Below are 15,342 nucleotides of genomic sequence, written 5' to 3' on the forward strand. Positions count from 1 at the left end.
CACCGGAGAGTTCAATGGCATCGACTGCTTCTGCGGCCGCGATTTCACCCCCCACCACTGAATCGAGCGGAACGGCAAAACTATTCGTCTTCGCCTTTGTGCTCGTGCTTGTCGCCGAGTTCATTGGCAACGTGAACATTCCTTTGGGCTCGGCAAAGATTGTTCTGCTGCCGCTGCTGTGGGCTCTCCTAATGGGAGCGGCGATCGGGTTGGCGAGCAAACGGCTCCCCCCTGGTCTCTCAGTAGGGGTTGAGCTGCAAAAGACCGCAGCGGCCATCCTACAGCCGGCGCTATTGATGTTCATCGCCAAGCTGGCACTGTTGGTTGGTGGGTCGCTGCCGAAGCTCGCTGCCTCTGGCTTCGGCTTGGTTTTCCAGGAGTTCGGCCACTTCTTCGGAACCATGGTCTTCGGCCTGCCCATCGCCCTGCTTCTGGGCATCAAGCGTCAAGCGATCGGTGCAACGTTCTCCGTCGGGCGCGAGCCAAGCCTCGCCATCATCGGCGAAAAGTACGGGATGCAATCGCCTGAAGGTCAAGGTGTCCTTGCGGAATATCTGACGGGAACGGTCTTCGGCGCGGTCTTCATCGCCATCGTGGCTGGCCTGGTCACGAGCACGGGCATATTCAACCCACTTGCGCTTGCGATGGGCGCTGGCGTCGGGTCGGGAAGCATGATGGCCGCCGCTGCGGGCTCTATCGCTGCCCAGCAGACGCCCGAAGTGGCCAAGGATGTCGCGACGTTTGCAGCGGCGAGCAACCTCATCACGACCACCATTGGAACGTACTTCACGCTCTTTCTATCGCTTCCTTTCACCATCTGGGCGTACGGCAAGCTGGAGCCTCTCATCGGACGGCGCAGCGCAGCTACCATCGACGATGAACCTCGTATCGCTGGCGACGTGCATGAATCTGCGGCGTCGCTGAGCTGGCCGGCACTCGTCTGCACTTGGATTCTGGTTGGCTGCTTCGCCTTTGCCGGAAACTGGATTACCTACAAGACATCACCGTTCGACCCGGCGGTCCTTGGCGGCATGGCCATCATCGTTGGCGTCGTCATCATCGGCTACAGCCTCTACCGGCTCACTTCAAGAAATTTACCGGCAGTCGTCTGGGTTTCGCTGGTCGGCATGGCGTTCACGTTCCCAGCCTTCCCTGGCTCGGCAGCAATCGCTGGAATGACGGGGAAAATCAACTTCCTTGCCCTGTCCACGCCTCTGCTTGCATTCGCAGGCCTGTCGATTGCAAAGGATGTTCCTGCCTTCCGCCGTTTGGGCTGGAGAATCGTCGTGGTGTCCTTCGCGGCCAACTTTGGCACCTTTATCGGCGCGGCCATCATCGCGCAGTTCTTCATGCATCATCCCCTCGGCGGTTGAAAATGACGGCTATCGATTCGGATATCGCTCACGACATGGTTCGCTGGAGGCGAGACCTTCACGCCCATCCTGAGTTGGCATTCTGTGAGCATCGAACGGCCGATCTGGTGGCCAAGGAGCTTGAAGAAGCAGGCCTAGTGGTCACACGTGGGCTCGGGAAGACCGGGATCGTAGCGACGCTCGTCTCGGGAGAGGGCCCCGCCATCGCTCTGCGCGCTGACATGGATGCGCTTCCCGTTCACGAAGCCAACACGTTCGGGCATGCATCGACTACACAGGGAACCATGCATGCATGCGGGCATGATGGCCATACCTCAATTCTGCTTGGTGCGGCGAAGGCGCTTGCGCGTGACCCGCAGCTTCGCGGCACGGTGCACTTTGTCTTCCAGCCTGCGGAAGAGAACGAGGGCGGCGGACGTGCAATGGTCAACGACGGGCTGTTCGACCGATTCCCTGTTCAGGCCGTCTATGGAATGCACAACTGGCCTGGCCTTCCTGCAGGACAGTTCGCCATCAACCACGGCCCCATGATGGCGGCGCTCGATACGTTTGAGATTTGCATCACTGGACGGGGTTCGCACGCCGCAATGCCCGAGCGTGGCATTGACCCCTTCATATCGGTCGCTCAAATCACGTTGGCACTACAGACCATTCCGAGCCGGACGCTCAGCGCCATGGATGCTGCGGTCGTGAGCGTGACTCAGATTCATGGTGGCGACGCATGGAATGTCATCCCGGACGCCGTCACGATTCGGGGCACCGCAAGGTGTTTCGACCCAATGATTCAAGACAGGATTGAAGCGGCTATCCGCTCAATCGTGAGAGGCATCGTGGATTCAAACGGAGCGACCGCCAGTGTCGAGTACACCCGGCGATATCCGCCAACCGTGAACACCCATAGCGAAACTGACCGAGCCATCGCCGCAGCTCGATTGGTCGCAGGCGAATCGGGTGTGCAGATCGGGTGCAGGCCCTCCATGGCATCGGAGGACTTCGCATTCATGCTTCAATCGAAGCCAGGGGCCTACATTTGGCTGGGCGCAGACGGCACGAGCCCGTCCGCGGCACTGCACAATCCCCACTACGACTTCAATGACGAGACCCTCGTTATTGGTGCGTCGTACTGGGTCGCTTTAGCACGGCAAGAGCTACCCCGCGGCTGACCGGCGCATAAGGGTGACCCGCGCAGGCTCGGCTGGGTCAAATTGGTTGCTCTTTCAGGCTCTGAAAGTCCGCATTCCGGCCCGCTACGGGATCTCGCAGAGGATCCATGCTCCATCAAGCTGATCGAAGACGCGATCGCGACCGGCAAACCCGTTGCCGCTGTTTTTCCGCGCGACACACTCGATACCCTGGACAAACGCATCGCCTCCTTCATCGGAAAGCGCGAAGCACGCGAACTGTTGACGGCGTAGCGCTTCAGCGCCCTGTTGCAAACCGCACGGTACGTTCTCGACCGCTTCACCGACGGTAGAAAACACCGTGCCGTTTGTTCTGGAACGTATGGTCATTGCCGCACACGATCTGGAGCAGGCGATTCGCGACCGCGGCTCGATCGCCTTTCAGGCCCTGTGCGACCGGTCGACACGGCGCTGTTGCATAACCCGAATTCAGGGCGAGCCTCCCCTTACCCCAGACGCAGCTATGCCACGCGCACAGTCTCAGGCGTTCCCAGACTAGTGAACCTGTTGAGGATCGATGCCCGTACCTGTAGCTCGGTTAGCGGCTTCGATCCAGATGCGCCTGCGCCTGTCCTGCACGTTCTTCTCGACCACGCCCTTCTCCCAGCCGGAGGCGACGTTGCAGAAGTCGGGGTCGAACAGGTAGTGGCTGCACATGGCAGCGATCCGAGCGTTGACGGTGCACTGCTTGCCGCGCTGCACCTTGTCCGCGGCGGTGCGCATGTTGTCGTAGATGGCGCGCCGGGTGACGCCGCAGAGCGCCTGGAACGAGCGAGTGTGGGCATCGAACAGCATCTCGTGGCCCTGGCTGGGGTCGGCCACCAGCCGGAAGGCTCGACTGGCGCACAGTTTCAGGTGCGCCACTTGCACGTAGTAGAACACGCCACCGACGACCACGGCTTCGACATTTCAGTCGAACTGGAAGGCCTCGCCCAACTCGAAGCTCATCGGAACGAACGCCTTGGCCGGACTCGCTGCCGACTCCACCCGCCAGCGCCGGATGTAGTCGGTGACAGCGCTGTAGCGAAGCGCTGTGGGCGACTGGCCGAAGTCCTGCGGTCAGCGACGCGCAGGTCGGCCTTGAATTTGGCGGCAGGGGCAGCCAGTCTTTAATTCCGCGCCGGCGATGCGATGCCACTGCATCGCTTGCGCGACGAACCCCGAGCACGTCATGTCCTCGACGAATGCGGCGAGAAACGCCGCGGCCTCGGTGCCGCAGAAAGAGGCCGTCTTGGCAGCAGTGCAGCGAAAGCCGACTGATCTCGGCCGCAAAGATCGTCTTCAGGGCATCGACTTTCAATGGGCCAGAAAGCGTCCGGATACTAACAACTCGACGTTCGATCGGGATGGGCTCTAGGTCCGCTTCCGCTGCCCTGTCGAATGGTCAGGAGGCACTAGTTGTTCAACTTGATGTACGCCAAGGTCCACTTGGCCACGACCGCATCGGCAGCGCCTTCGCACTACGGGCGGTTCGATTGCTTGACCTAGATTCTTCGATCCGGGCCGAGACAACTGCTCATGTCCGAACGCGAAGGCGCGCGGGTGGCGCCGGCAGAGGCGGGTTGAGGACGCAGGGAGCCGAAAGCGCGCCCTCTCGCTCAATCGTCCTTCATGCCGGTGGCCTTGACCACCTTGCCCAGGCGCGCGCGTTCTTCCTCCGTGAACTTGATGAAGGAAGCGCGGGTGCCGCCGATCGGCTCGATGCCCAGGCCGCGCAGCTTCTCGACCACCACGGGGTCCTTCATCGCCTTGTCGACCGCAGCGGCCATCTTGTCCTGGACGTCCACCGGCGTGCCGGCCGGCGCATGCACGCCGGCCCAGTGCGCGATCTCCACGTTGTTGAAGCCCTGCTCGATGGCGGTGGGCAGGTTCGGGTAAGCTGGGATGCGCTTGGTCCAGGTGGTGGCCAGCGCCTTGAGCTTGCCGGCCTTGAGCTGCGGCAGCACCACGATGCTAGCTTCCGAGGTGGCGTCGACCTGGTTGCCCAGCACGGCAGCCACGGACTCGTTTCCACTCTTGTACGGCACGACATCAAGCTTCGCACCGTATTCCGTGGTGATCATGCCCTCAACGAAGTGCGGCGTGCTGCCGACGCCCGCGGTGCTCCAGTGCAGGCCCTTGCCGCCCTTGGACGCTGCGACGAACTCCTTCAGATCCTTGTACGGCGAGTTCGCGGGCACGATGATGACCGAGGGCGCCAGGCCGATCATGGCCACGGGCACCAAGTCGACGTCCTTGTAGGGCACCTTGCGGATCATGCTGTTCGAGATCACGCCGGCGGAGCTGATCAGGAAGGTGTAGCCGTCCGGTGCCGCCTTCGCGGCGATGTCGGTACCGATGATGGTGCCGGCACCCGGCTTGTTGTCCACCACGATGGGCTGTCCGAGGATCTTGGACGCGCCGTCGGCGGCTGCGCGCGCCAGCAGGTCATTCGCGCCGCCCGGGCCGAAAGGAACCACGAAGTGGATGGGACGCGCCGGCCAGGCATCGGCGGCGAATGAAGGCGCAGCGTGCACGGTGGCGAGCAATGCGGCGGCAACGGCAAGCGCCTTGCGGCGCGAGAAGGGGGATGCGGTAGTCATGCTTCTGGTGGTCTCCATGGTTCGTCTTGCGGCCGGAGGGCCGGGTCCGGGAAGATTGACGCAATCGCGCTTTCAACACGCTTTCAAACGGCCTTATTCCTTCAGTTCCTGCTTGAGGATGTCAGCGCGCAGGCCAGCCAGCATGGCCAACGGCTCGCGCAGGCCCGCATGCGCTGCTTCGCGGCTCCAGCGCATCTCGCCAGGATGCAATGCGCGCTTGAACTGAGCCTCCAGGTCCGGCTGGGGCGCAAAGAACGCCGTGCCGGCGATGCGCGCCTTGCCGCTGGCCTTCCACTCCGCCGCATCCAGGTCCCGCCCCAGGGCGGCGGCCGTGTCGACGGCGGTGCGGGACGCGAGCACGGCCTGCTGCGCAGCGCCCAGCGATTTCCAGCGCGCGTCGTTCACCGCAAGCGCGTAGCTCGTGTTGAAGATGCCGCCGGGCACCATGAGCACGGAGCGCTGCTCCACGGGCTGCGGAGGGTCCGAAAGGCGGGCCAGTGCCCACTGCGAACGCGATGCGGCACCGGGCGTGCGCAGATTGCCGATCGCAGTTTCCAGCTGCACGGACGCGGATGCCGCGGTGGGCTCGCCGGAGGGTGTCGCCGCGCGCGCGAGTTCTTCCAAGTGGCGGATGCGTGCCTTCGGCGTCACCAGCAGGCCCGGTGGGGCAACGAACATGGCCAGCACCTTCGTGCCGCGATGCTCCTTCGCCATGGCCGGCGAGCGCTCGTAGAGTCGCTGGTACGCCACCGACGTGGTCTCGGCAAATCGCCCCAGGAAAGGCTGGTCACCGATGCCGCTGGCGGCGAAGCGTTGCGGTTCGTGCGAATGCTGGATGACCGCAAGGTCGACCTGTCCGGACTGCGCTTCCGGCAAGCCGCTACCGGAAGCGAGCCGCAAAAAGCCGGGGCGGCATGCCAGTTGCCCTTGCGAGTCTGCGGTGAGCCGCGCGCACCAGGCCTGCAGCGCATGCTCCAGGCTTGGAGCCGCATTCGCCGGCAATCCGACGACGAGCAGGGCGGGCGCCGGCGCGGGCGCCCCGGCGATGCTGGCCGCGGTCCCCGCGAGGGCGAGGACACCGCTGCAAATTCTCTTGCGCAGCACGTCAGTCTTCCGTGCACTCGAGGGTGCCCGTGCCGACGCGCGGGTTCGGCCCCAGGGCCATTGGCCCGGGGCCGCTGGCGGGCAGGCCCAGCAGCGCCTTGGTGTCGGCGTTGTCGATGGCATTCACGCCGCTTGTGTCGTAGGTCCAGGCGTCCATGTAGCCGACGGGGATGAACTCCGGGATGTTGTTGGCGGCCAGGAAGGCGGTCAGCTTCGGGAAGTCGGCCTTGTCGTACAGGTACTGCGGCCCGGTGAGCAGGTTGAACGGACCAGTGGAAGAAGGGCGCTCGTCGATGTGGTGCGGGATGAAATACTTGGGGCTGAACGCCGGGACGATGACGCGGGCCTGTCCCACTGTGCGCGACTCGGGACCCGGCACCCACAGCTCGAAGGAATCCAGCTTCGCGTCCTTCATGGCCTTGGCGAGGTTGCTCAGGGGCGCGCCGTAATCCACGCCGCCCGCGATCCGGTTGGTCACGAGTTCCGCGCCGCCGGCGCCGCTGTCGTGGACGAACCAGGTCAGTTGCTTGCTCTTGTCCTTGGTCTGCACGGTGAAGAGGAAGCCATAGGTCGAGGGGCCCCCACCATTTGCGTTGTCCGTGCCCTGGTCGAACACGCCGCAGCTGACGCTGTGCACCCAGCGGACCACGCGCATCGTCACGAAATCATTGAGCTGGAAGGTCTCGCCGCCGTTGATCGCGGTGCACTGGTCGGTGGGCAGCCCGTAGGCGACCGCCGCGTCGCATACCGGCTTGGGTGCATAGATGTGTTTGCCCGTCTGCTTGCCCCACTCCGGCATGCTCACCGAGTGATCCGGATGCACGTGGCCGACGAGCAGGACGTCCACCGTGCCGTGCTTCTGCAGGGCGGCGTAGGCCTTGCCCACCATCGTCGGATCGGGGTTGCGGCCCGGGAACGACACCTCGCCATCCAGCATCACGCCGAGGTCGCCGATCTGGTAGTGCCAGTTGGTGATGCCGAACCAGGTCATGCGCACCGCATCAGGCGCCTTCGCAAGCGGGTCAGGCGGGGGCGCAGGGGCCGGGGCCGGGGCCGGGGCAGGAGCCGACGCCGGGGCCGGCGCCGGGGTGAGGCCGTCACTGCCGCCACCACAGGCCGAGAGGGCGATGGCTGCGGAAAGCGCCGTGGCGGTGAGCGTGAAAGCGACTTTGGGGCGCGAGTGCATGATGTCTCCTAGTGCGTGTTGAAAGCCGCGGACGATAGGAAACAGGCGCTTTCAATCTGCTTTCACCGTGATCGGGACAAACCCGGGTAAGCGGCACCGGCGGCGGGTCTTTGCCGATGAAAGCGCGCTGAAAGGAAGCGTCCGCTAGGGTGGCGTCAGCGAAAATCCGTCCCGCATGCGCATCCTCCTCGTCGAAGACCAACAAAGCCTCGGCACATGGCTGTGCCGTGCGCTGGACAACGCCGGCATCCTCGTGGACTGGGTGGACAACGCCCGCAGCGCCTTGGCGTCCATCGGGCGCGGCACGCACGACGTCATCGTGCTGGACCTCGGGCTGCCGGACCAGGACGGCCAGGAGCTGCTCAAGGTGCTGCGCGATCAGGACGCAAACACACCGGTGCTCGTACTCACCGCGCGGGACTTCCTCGCGGAGAAGGTGCGAGCCTTTCATTCGGGCGCGGACGATTTCCTGGGCAAGCCCTTCGATCTGGAAGAACTGGATGTGCGCCTGCATGCCCTGCTGCGGCGCGCGCGCGGTGCGGAAGCCGCGCGGCTCACGTGCGGTCCGCTCTCTTACGACCTGGGCATCCAGCGCTTCGCGATCAGCGGCGACGCGCTGAACCTGACGCCGCGCGAATCCGCCGTGCTGCGCGTGCTGTTGCAGCACGCCGGCGAGCCCATGTCCAAGCAGCAGATCCTGGAGCGGGTCGTCTCCGACGAGAAGGACATCCATCCGGAAGCAGTGGAAGTGATCGTGCACCGCCTGCGCAAGCGCCTCGACGGCGCGCGCGTGCGCATCACCACCATCCGCGGCCTCGGCTATGCGCTGGAAGCGGCTTAGGCGGCTGCGTCTCGCGCAGGCGCTGTTGCTGCTGCTGGTGCCTTCGTTGCTCGTGCTGACCCTGGCCGAATTGAAGGTGGCCGCGCGCGACGTGCAGCGGGCCGCGGACAACGCCTACGACCGCTCGCTGCTCGGGGCCTTGAAGTCGGTGGACGCGAGTGTCTCGACGCAGTCGGGCGGCCTCTCGGTTGAGCTGCCGTACCGCCTGTTCGAGTTCTTCGAGCTCACCGCGAGCGGTCCCGTCTACTACCGCATCGCGACGGCCGACGGGCTGGTGGAACTCGGGAGCGCCGACCTGCCGCAGCCGCCCGCGCCGCTTCGCCTGGGCGTGCCGCAGTTCTACGACGGCACCTACTTCGGCAATGCGGTGCGCGTAGCCGCCTACATGCGCAACCTACCGCGGGGCTCGACCGGCTCGTCGACCGATGCGGTGATCATCCAGGTCGCGGAGACTACGCAGGCGCGCCGCGAATTCAAGAGGGTGCTGCTCACGCAAACGGCGGAGTCCAGCATGGGCTTCCTCGCACTGACCGTCCTGTGCGCCGCAGGAGCCATCATGTTCGTACTTCGACCCCTCACCGCAGTGTCGCGCGAGCTCTCGGCGCGCTCCGGCTCGGACATGGCCCCGATCCCGCTCGACGATCTGCCGGCCGACGTGCGCCCGCTGGCGGAGGCCATGAACACGCATATGCTGCGCGCGCATGATCTCGCGGTGCATCAACGCAACTTCCTCGACGATGCATCGCACCAGTTGCGCACCCACCTCACGACCCTGCGGGTGCAGGTGGAATATGCTGCGCGAGTCGGCGAGCCAGCGCGGATGCGGGATGCCGTCGCCGCGCTCGCGACGGAGCTGCAACGCGCTACACGCAGCACGACCCAGCTGCTCAGTCTCGGGCGCAGCGACGCAGCGTCGCTGCAGCCGCAGTGGATCGAATTGCACGAACTTCTGGCCGGCGTGGTGCGGGAGTTCCTGCCGGCAGCGCGCGCGAAGGGCTTGGACCTGGGCATGGAGGAAGAGGCGCCGCGTGCGTGGGGCGATCCCGAGCTGTTGCGAGAAGCGGTGGTCAACCTAGTGGCGAATGCCATCGCCTACACGGCTGCCGGCAGCGTGACGCTCGCAGCTTCCGCTGATGCGCGCATATGGACGGTCGTCGTGGAGGACACGGGGCCGGGCCTGCCGGCGGAAGTCGCCGCGTCGGCCGGTGCGCGGTTCCTCAGGAGCAGCCGAGACGGAGGATCGGGTCTCGGGCTGGCGATCGCGCGCTCCATCGCCACGCGGCACGGTGGCGGCTTGCGCCTGCAGGCGGGGCCGTGCCGCCGCGGCTTGCGTGCATCCATCTGGTGGCCGGTGCCACCGCATCATGGGCAGGAGGCTTGAATGCGACGTCGTCTTTTCCTGGCGCTTCCCGCCGTCCCGATGGCCGCGCGCGCAGCCCCGATTCCCATCACGTGCATGGCCCCTGCCAAGCCGGGCGGCGGCTTCGACCTCAGCTGCCACCTGCTGCGCGACATCTTCCGCAGTGACCTCACGGAGGCGCCGGGCCAGGTGGACATCCGCTACATCCCCGGCGGTATCGGTGCGGTGGCCTTCGACCACGCCGTGCGCGAGCAGTGGAGCGATCCGCACCAGTTTGTCGCGTTTTCCACAGGCTCCCTCGTCAACCTCGCCCAAGGCAAGTTCGGGCCGCACCACGTGCACGACGTGCGCTGGCTTGCGACGGTCGGTTCCGAATTCGGCACCATCGCCGTGCCGAGCGAGTCCCGATTCCGCACGCTGCCGGAACTGACGCGTGCGCTTGCACGCAATCCTGCGGCGGCGGTGTTCGCCGCAGGCGGCACCGTCGGCAGCCAGGACTGGATCAAGGCGGCCTTGCTCGTGCGGGCCGCCGGGGCGGACCACCGGGGCATGCGCTTCGTCGCCTTCGAGGGCGGCGGCCAGGCGCTGGACGCGCTGCGCGACGGCCACGTGGACGTATTTTGTGGCGACATGCTCGAAGCGCTGCAGGCCGTGCCTGCAGGTGGCATCCGCGTGCTTGCCGTCCTGGCACCGCAACGCGTTTCCGGGAAGTTGGCGTCCGTGCCCACGGCGCGGGAGCAAGGCGTCGACCTGGTCTGGCCGACCGTGCGCGGCTTCTACATGGGGCCGGGTGTTCGCGAACGCGAGTTCGCGGCGTGGGCGCGCGAGTTCCGCACGCTGCTGCGCCGTCCCCGCTTCCTGCAGTTGCTCGCTTCCTACGGCCTTGAGCCGCACCCGCTCGTCTCGCCGGACATCGAGCCGTACGTCGAAGCCCAGGTGAGCCGCTTCCGCGAGCTCGCGCGCAGCCTGTCGCTGCGCGTTGTGTAGCGTTCTTGGGGATGTGCGTAAGCGGTTGGAGCGCGACGGCTGCTTTGGGCACTGACCAGGCGGATCGCCCTGCCCGGCTCGCAGCGGTAGCGGTCGTTTAGCCAGGTCAGTGGGAGTGTCCGAAAGCTTGCACTCTACGGTCGTTCCCGCAGTCCACGCCAACCTTTCAAGACGCCACATTGGTGCCGGTTGCAGCGCCATGCCGCATCCCAGCCGCCCCGAACGGGTTTCGCGATCGGCACCCTACCGTGCCGCAGTTCCCTACTGAGCATCGCAACGCGTGCTCCTTTCACGTTGATGAAGAGCAGGCCCCGCAGCGTTTCCAGCACTGCGGGCTTGCCTTTGTACTCTCTTTCAGTCGCTGCGTGCTTCGTTCAGGACACGCGTGCACTTGTTGGCGTAGCAGGGGGATTGCCGAAGTCGACGCCCTCGGCAAAGACGCGGCCGCTATCGGGGACCTTGCCGCCTTTGGAAACCTTGCCGCCGCTCATGAAAAGTATCATCTCGAAGTCGTTGCTGAGCGTTGCGCAGCCTCGCATGAATGCCTCTCGAGGGTCCGAGACCCACGCTGCGCCCACAATAGCGCACGCACGCTCCGACTCTCCATGCAATTCCGCGAGCAGTGCCGCGTACTTGCGTTCACGAGACTCTTCCGTCTGCGGGCTCATGTCGTCCTTCTGGGGTTGTATAGATGACCATTCGGGGGTTAACGCTCGCGGCCTGCCCCCCGGGGCTGTACTACGAGCCAGGCTGCAGCCTTGCCAGAACAGGTATGAGGCTATGTCGAGCTGCCAGGTGCATTCGGCTTCCTGTCATCCAAGTCCTTCGGAAGCAGCCACCAACTTCCCTTCTTCTTAGGCACCAAGCGCGATATTGCCATTTGGTCCAGTTCTGACGGCCCTACGTCGCCGTCGCCGTCGCCAGTCACCTGAGTCGGATCAGTGGGCAACGAAGTGAGATCGCCAAGCTGCTCGACAATCTTCCGCTCAGATTCAGACGAGAGTGGCACAGGCGCCGCATGTTGCATGCGCCAACCTGGCGTGTGGCGATCCCAGAGCTTGAGAAGCAGGTCGTCCTCCGAGCCAATCGGCGCGCGAGCGAATTTCATCAACCCCTTCTCACGTTCCTCAACCGGAAACTTTCCAAACTCTGCATTCTGACGGCCAAGTTCTGCTTTAAGGTCTTGAGCCCAGACGAAGTCCTGAGTGGATTTGAGAAAAGGGCGAGCGCAAAGGCGGTGCAGTCTGTCACCGGACACGAACACCATGCTGAATGGCAAGTAGAAGAGGTACGCGATGTCGACTCTGTTCGACGCACGCTCTGCAGAAATCAGGTTGGCGCCAAGGGCAATCTGAAAGAACAACTCAACGCAGAGCACATGCGCCGCATACGGGGCGTAATCGGCGAGCGGTCTGTATTGATCGATGGACCACCTTCGAATTATGTCGGTGTGATACTCGCGAGGTACATCCAAGAAGGCGAACAGAAGCGCCATTTGCTCGTGCGGCTTGGATCTCTCCCTCACGAGCTTGATGGCGATCGCATGTGCGTCATCAACTGTCTTGCATAGCTTTGAATCAATGCCCAGCGCCTTAATGCGGTTAGCGACCGCGGGGAGATCCAACTCGGTCAACATTTGCCGCCAATCGTGCGCGAATTGTTTCTCGACCTCTTGAAACGCGCCTTCTTGCCAGCGACCAAACGCCTTGGCTTCCGGTGATTGGTCGAAGACAACTCCCTTTTTCCCGTCGGGGGAGCGAACGGGCCTACCGCCAGCCATCGGAATCTGCCCGTTCATTGGGATTCGCTGACCCATCAAATTTGACAAGGCGAGTTCCCGATGATGAACGCACGGCGCTCCGGACAACGTCGGAGTTTTATCCGCAATGATTCGCACCTCGTCCGCACCATCTCGTCCGGATCGCCCTGCAGACGTTTTCGTCAGGTCGGCAAGAGTCTCGACGTAGAAAAGCGGGCACACATTTGGATAGAAAAAGTGATCGAACCAAACCGATTCATCCACTGACAATGCCTGTAAGAAAGACTTGTCGAAGAGCGCGATGGGACCCATATATTCAGTTCAGAAAGCTCGTCCGAATGCTCACTATTGACCAAATCCCCGCGCGCTGCTCGCTCAGCGAGTGTGTGGCCTCAGCGAACGTTGACACCAAGCGGAACACTGCGAATGTTCTCCGACCGACCGGGTTTATCAGACAGCCCTGTCCTCCTTAGGATGGTGCTGGCAGCGACCACGTAATCAAGCGCAGCGTCATCCGTGATGACTTTGGCTGCAGTTTGGAGCGCTTCGTCCCGAAGGTCGTAGAGCTTTCTTACTAAGGCAATCTCCTCCCCTGACAACGCCCGGCGCCGTTCCAAGTCGAGCAGCATCACGCCAACGCTAGCTTCAGGGGGCGAGCCCACCTGTTCTGCCAGAGAACGGATTGCGTCTTCGAGCGCGCTCCAGACGTTGACAATCGCCGAGCGGGGAGAACCCGGATGGCCCGAATTGTTCAGAAAACCGAGCAGGAATTCGTCGATGTCGAATTCACGTTTTGTGACGCGCGGCGGCACTCTTCCTATGTTGGGTAGTTCGTGCCTACCGTCAGGTGTGCGCTGAACTGAAGTAGCGGGTTGCGCTTCGCGAACTTGTTCGCGAGGTGGCAGCGCTTGCGCAAGCTTTCTCACTTCACGCGCTTCTCGTTCAAACATTTCGGCTTCCACCGGGCCGAGCTTGAGCTTTTTCATGCCGGACACCAAGTTTCGAATTTCCGCCCGAAACGCTACCGCGATTACCCCTATGACAAGGGGCCAAGCGAGAGCAGCGGTCATGGTGGAGATAAACGTCAGCCAGTCCATAGCTGATTTGTCAGGCACGAATGAAGCTCCAAGAGGGGATTGGTGGAATGTAGCCGCAAGCGCCTGACATTGCGCCCGCATCGATGGTTTGCGTCCGCGCTGCGCCCGCATATTCAGGGACGCAAAGCCCATGCAAGCGCAGGCACCGAGCCTCAGCGAGGCGCGTGCGCCCGCATGCGCAGGGGAAAGGGGGAATGCGAGATGCGAGCGCAGCGCGCCTTTTGGAGCGTTGCGTCAGCCGTCCAAGGCAAGGCGAGCCGCTGCAAACGGGCCTTTTCTAACCTCGGCCACTCGCAAGTGATCAACACGGCAATGGCGAGCACCGACAAGTCGGATTGAGCCAAGCACTATAGGTTTGTCCGTTCGGACGCGGCCGACCTCGCATGCTTCTTCCGCTACTCGCGCTGAAGCGGTCGCAAGAATCTGCCGGCTACAACTTCCGCAGCCAGTCTCAACCCGAAACTGAACCTGCGTCATGCGGCGCGCCTGCCACGCCTCAAGGCGCTTTGACGGAGCGGCGCAAGCCCCCGTAGGAAACTGAAATCTTCGTTGAGCGAAACCACTGAAAAGTAGCCTGCAAGTTGGCGCGCGCTCCTAGGGAGCTACTGAAATCTTCGTTGAGTTCCTACAGCGCGTCGTTGTAGGAACTTATTGAAGTTTTCAGTGACTCATCCTAAACTTCAGTGAGACTTCAGTAGCCATTGGCTACTTTTCAGTGGGCACCCCACCGTGCATTTGCACACTTGGCGCTCCCGCTCCGAATTCACGCCTGTGAGTGCATCTGGACTTGCGCGTTAGGCCTGCATGCGGCAAAGGGAGTCTCATGGACGAACTTCGTGTCTCGTTCATCTTGGAGAACGAGGAGCCAGTCGACAGAGCAGAGATCGATGTCTTGAGCCATATCGATCTAAGCAAGCTCCTGAGCGTTCGCTCCCCAGGGGCGCATCGCTCGCAGAAGAACATTCCGGGCTACTTTTGGATGGCACAGACCGACCAGCAAATCTGGTACGAAAGCCGTCTAGAGATGATGATCCTCAAGGTCATCGATCACGAGCGTGAGGTAACCGCGGCAGTTGCTCAGCCCTTGCTTCTTTCGTTCGTGCACGCCCGAGGAAGAGGTCCGAGCGCAGCCATGCCGTCCGGCGCGACGCCGCCAGCACCTCGCCCAGCTTGGCGAGCCAATCACACCATTGCGCTGCGCCGTCGGAGGACTGCGCATCGTCGAGCAGTTCGAGCACGAGCTTGCCGCCCCCGGTATCTTGCAGCTTGACTATCGTGCGGATGTCGGGCGCGCGCGCTGCACCCGTCAATCCTCCCTGCAAGTCCATGCCGGGGATGTCCAACGTGAACACGACGCCGCCCGGCTCAAGAAAGACCGGCCCGCTGATCGTCTGCCGTCCTTCAAAGAGGCCCCCCAATGCGCCGTCTTCTAGGCGCAGCGCCCCCTGCTCGAGGACGTACGGCGGCACATCGATGCCGCGCGGATAGGCCAGGGGATGTGGGAGCTGCGCCGACAGTTCTGCGAGCTGCTCGCCGCGCAGCGATCCCTTGAGCGCTGCCCCCGCGATCTCGAAGTCAACCTCCTGATTCGTTCTCCTGGCGGACACAAACGCCTCTTCGACCACAGGATCGAGGTACGCGAGATCCTTGCCGCTGCCGATGTCCTTCAGGCCGCGCGGCATCGCACGGATCCATGTGCTGCGAAGGCCATGCGAGCCCGGCGTGGCACCGTCGAACTTGTGCTCTCCGGGCAGGACGCGGCGCGCTCTTGCCTCGAGGCTCCACAACACTGTTTCCTTCAACTGCCCGCCGACAATCGTGACGGCGCCGAGTTGAGTCTTTTTCGAGATGTCGATCGCCATGTCGCCTCCC

General features: G+C 63.5%; 13 protein-coding genes and 1 pseudogene. 5 read left to right on the top strand and 9 right to left on the bottom strand.

Going from position 1 to position 15,342, the window contains the following annotated elements:
* Nucleotides 1–14: 14 nt before the first annotated feature.
* The gene (locus WKW77_RS24810; RefSeq protein WP_340359560.1) at nt 15–1,373 is read left to right on the top strand and encodes a DUF3100 domain-containing protein; all 1,359 of its coding nucleotides are present in this window, start codon (nt 15–17) and stop codon (nt 1,371–1,373) included.
* A 2-nt stretch (nt 1,374–1,375) separates the two neighbouring features.
* A complete protein-coding gene (locus tag WKW77_RS24815; RefSeq protein WP_340359561.1) occupies nt 1,376–2,536 on the top strand; it encodes a M20 aminoacylase family protein in 1,161 nt (386 codons plus the stop codon).
* Between the two features lie 84 nt (nt 2,537–2,620).
* On the opposite strand, the gene WKW77_RS35035 is transcribed toward WKW77_RS24815, so the two are convergent.
* From WKW77_RS35035 to WKW77_RS24840, 5 genes and pseudogenes are all read right to left on the bottom strand, one after another.
* Nucleotides 2,621–2,884, bottom strand: coding sequence for a hypothetical protein (locus tag WKW77_RS35035; protein ID WP_422823262.1), 264 nt, complete (start codon nt 2,882–2,884; stop codon nt 2,621–2,623).
* Between the two features lie 204 nt (nt 2,885–3,088).
* Nucleotides 3,089–3,577 (bottom strand): annotated as a pseudogene (gene istA, locus WKW77_RS24825) (IS21 family transposase); the annotation flags it as partial.
* Nucleotides 3,578–4,152: 575 nt separating this feature from the next.
* A complete protein-coding gene (locus tag WKW77_RS24830; RefSeq protein WP_340359562.1) occupies nt 4,153–5,136 on the bottom strand; it encodes a Bug family tripartite tricarboxylate transporter substrate binding protein in 984 nt (327 codons plus the stop codon).
* Between the two features lie 93 nt (nt 5,137–5,229).
* Nucleotides 5,230–6,240, bottom strand: coding sequence for a type 2 periplasmic-binding domain-containing protein (locus WKW77_RS24835; protein WP_340359563.1), 1,011 nt, complete (start codon nt 6,238–6,240; stop codon nt 5,230–5,232).
* A 1-nt stretch (nt 6,241) separates the two neighbouring features.
* Entirely contained in the window at nt 6,242–7,426 is a 1,185-nt protein-coding gene (locus tag WKW77_RS24840; RefSeq protein WP_340359564.1) for an MBL fold metallo-hydrolase, read from the bottom strand.
* 175 nt (nt 7,427–7,601) lie between these two features.
* On the opposite strand from WKW77_RS24840, the gene WKW77_RS24845 reads away from it, so the two are divergent.
* From WKW77_RS24845 to WKW77_RS24855, 3 genes are read left to right on the top strand one after another with little or no spacing between them, the layout of a single operon-like run.
* Nucleotides 7,602–8,267, top strand: a complete 666-nt coding sequence (locus WKW77_RS24845; protein WP_340359565.1) for a response regulator — start codon at nt 7,602–7,604, stop codon at nt 8,265–8,267.
* Nucleotides 8,248–9,648 (top strand): sensor histidine kinase, encoded by a 1,401-nt coding sequence (locus WKW77_RS24850; RefSeq protein WP_340359566.1) that lies wholly within the window; start codon nt 8,248–8,250, stop codon nt 9,646–9,648. Before WKW77_RS24845 ends, WKW77_RS24850 begins: the two co-directional genes overlap by 20 nt.
* The gene (locus WKW77_RS24855) at nt 9,649–10,614 is read left to right on the top strand and encodes a Bug family tripartite tricarboxylate transporter substrate binding protein (RefSeq protein ID WP_340359567.1); all 966 of its coding nucleotides are present in this window, start codon (nt 9,649–9,651) and stop codon (nt 10,612–10,614) included.
* A 374-nt stretch (nt 10,615–10,988) separates the two neighbouring features.
* On the opposite strand, the gene WKW77_RS24860 is transcribed toward WKW77_RS24855, so the two are convergent.
* The 4 genes from WKW77_RS24860 to WKW77_RS24875 form a co-directional block, all read right to left on the bottom strand.
* On the bottom strand, nt 10,989–11,282 hold the full coding sequence (locus tag WKW77_RS24860; RefSeq protein ID WP_340359568.1) for a hypothetical protein: 294 nt from the start codon (nt 11,280–11,282) through the stop codon (nt 10,989–10,991).
* A gap of 110 nt (nt 11,283–11,392) precedes the next feature.
* Nucleotides 11,393–12,685: a hypothetical protein gene (locus WKW77_RS24865; protein ID WP_340359569.1), complete on the bottom strand. Its 1,293-nt coding sequence runs from the start codon at nt 12,683–12,685 to the stop codon at nt 11,393–11,395.
* A gap of 80 nt (nt 12,686–12,765) precedes the next feature.
* Nucleotides 12,766–13,488: a hypothetical protein gene (locus WKW77_RS24870; RefSeq protein WP_340359570.1), complete on the bottom strand. Its 723-nt coding sequence runs from the start codon at nt 13,486–13,488 to the stop codon at nt 12,766–12,768.
* Nucleotides 13,489–14,510: 1,022 nt separating this feature from the next.
* Nucleotides 14,511–15,332, bottom strand: coding sequence for a hypothetical protein (locus WKW77_RS24875; protein WP_340359571.1), 822 nt, complete (start codon nt 15,330–15,332; stop codon nt 14,511–14,513).
* Between the last annotated feature and the right edge of the window lie 10 nt (nt 15,333–15,342).

The organism is Variovorax ureilyticus (assembly GCF_037889935.1).
Classification (GTDB): domain Bacteria; phylum Pseudomonadota; class Gammaproteobacteria; order Burkholderiales; family Burkholderiaceae_C; genus Variovorax; species Variovorax ureilyticus.